A 1,434-nucleotide genomic window follows, 5' to 3' on the forward strand; every position below is an offset into this window, starting at 1 on the left:
GGGGATGCGGACGGAATCTTGGAGGATTCCATCATGAACCGCTCATACACCAAGGAGCAGCGACGCAGAGCTCTGCAGGTTTACAAGCGTACTCAATCGGTGACCAAGACCGTCCGTGAACTTGGTTATCCAGGGCGATGGACGCTGTACAAATGGTTGCGTGAACCCGCCAAACCTGGTCGACCCCGCAAACAGTCAAAAACATTGACCCGCTACCCGTTTGAGGTCAAGCTTCGTGCTGTTGAGCTCTTCAACGCTGGTTGGAGGCCAGCTGACACCGCTGTGGAATGCGAGCTGCGCTCAAAGATGAGTGTCTATTCTTGGGCACAACGCCACCGTGAAGAGGGAAAATGGGGTTTGATGTCGAAAAGAGAACGCAAAGAGCACACTCGCATGCCCACCCGAGCAGCATTCGAGAAATCATTAGCCGATGATCCTGCAGAACTGAAAAAGCAAATGGCTCAACTGCTCGTTGACAAGGCTGTTTTGGAAAAGGAGCTGGAACTTGTAAAAAAAGACGTCAGCGTCATCCCGGGGCAGCTCAGCAATAAGCACAAGGCTGAAGTGGTTGACGCGTTACGCGGCGAGTTTCCGTTATCTATGCTGCTTGCTGCTATTGATCTTGCGGCATCAAGCTTCTACTACCAACTCCAACAGCGATTTGCTCCGGATAAGCACGCGCATATCCGCGAATTGCTTCATGAGATTAGTTCTGAGTCGAATAACACCTACGGCTATCGCCGACTTTGGTGGGAACTGCGCCATCGCGGGATCGTTATCAGTGAGAAGGTCGTCCGCCGTCTCATGCACGAAGAGGGAATTCGTCCCTGGTTCCCGAAACGAAAGTGGCGTTACTCCAGCTATCAAGGGGAAATTTCTCCCGCACCACCTAACCTGGTGAACCGTAATTTTCATGCTGAGCATCCAAATCGGTTGTGGCTGACTGACATCAGTGTTTTCGCTACTAACCAAGGTCGCGTGTACCTGTCTGCCATCATTGACTGTTTTGACGGGAAGGTCGTGGCAGCAAAAACAAGTGTTCATCCCACCATGGAGTTAGCAGAAGAAACTTTGTACGCAGCAATCGCAACCGAAAAGCCGGCAATGGATGGCTCCTTGGTGATTCACTCAGACCGCGGAGCACATTATCGAGGCAGCAGCTGGCGAAGTATGACCGAGAAGTTCGGAATACTTCGCTCGATGTCGAAGAAAGGTTGTAGCCCCGACAATGCAGCATGCGAGGGGTTCTTCGGCCGAATGAAAAACGAAATGTACTACGGCAGAACCTGGCAGAACCCTCAAGAGCTCAAAGAAGCAATCGCGACATACATTGAGTTCTACAACAATCACCGAATCAAGATCAGCCTCGATGGTTTGAGCATTGCCGAATACCGAAAAGTCAATGTAGCGTGAGATTGAAACTGTCCAAAAAAA

The 1,434-nt window shown here is 50.9% G+C and carries 1 protein-coding gene; it reads left to right on the plus strand.

The window, feature by feature from the left end; genetic code table 11:
• On the plus strand, nt 1–1,413 hold a 1,413-nt coding region (locus ADB02_RS06845), incomplete at its 5' end, for an IS3 family transposase (RefSeq protein ID WP_241482431.1).
• Nucleotides 1,414–1,434 lie beyond the last annotated feature (21 nt).

The sequence above is a fragment of the Corynebacterium sp. 212_CJEI genome (assembly GCF_001055915.1).
In the GTDB taxonomy this organism is placed as follows: Bacteria; Actinomycetota; Actinomycetes; order Mycobacteriales; family Mycobacteriaceae; genus Corynebacterium; species Corynebacterium jeikeium_D.